Source organism: Kineococcus sp. AC630 (assembly GCF_979255925.1).
On record NZ_CEEDMJ010000058.1, the window covers coordinates 1 to 590 of the forward strand.

General features: G+C 74.4%; 1 protein-coding gene. It reads left to right on the forward strand.

All coding sequences use genetic code 11. The features are described from left to right. Nucleotides 1-51 precede the first annotated feature (51 nt). A partial coding sequence (locus AC0I8G_RS25840; RefSeq protein WP_471732500.1) for a hypothetical protein occupies nt 52-590 on the forward strand: 539 nt, incomplete at its 3' end.

Consider the following 590-nt stretch of genomic DNA (forward strand, 5'->3'; position numbering starts at 1 on the left):
TCCCGAGGGTACGTCGGGGCTGTGTCGGGGGTGGCTGTCAGGGTGCTCGGCGTGGAGTCGTTGCCTGGGGGTCGTGCGGAGCCGTTGCCTGCGCACTGGGACGAGCTGGCGTGGCCGCGGCCGACGCCGGCGGCGTTGTTGACGGTGCTGGTGTGGGCGGTGCGCCCGCCGGTGCGTCCTGCCGCGGAGGTGGCGGGGGTGGTGGGTCCTCCGCGTCGTCAGGTGGGGCGTCGTGTCCCCTCGCGGCGGGTGGCGCCGGAGGTGGACGTGGGGTCGTTGCCGGACTACGGGCGGTTGCGGTCGTTGTCGGGGGTGGCGGCGATGTCGGCGGAGGAGTTCGGGGACGACGACGCGTTCGTGACGGAGATGTGGTTGCGGTCGTGGGTGCGTCGCCACCGGTCGGTGGCGGTGCGGGCGTGGTTGCGGGCGCAGCACCCGGGGGTGTCGCCGGAGGTGGTGACGGGGACGGTGCGGGAGATGAGCGTGGAGCTGGCGTTGGCGGTGGGCGACGTCGGGGTGCTGGTGGTGGGTCTGCGGGACGGGTGGAGCGAGGAGTGGATGGTCGCGGTGCAGGAGGCGGGGTTCGGGGC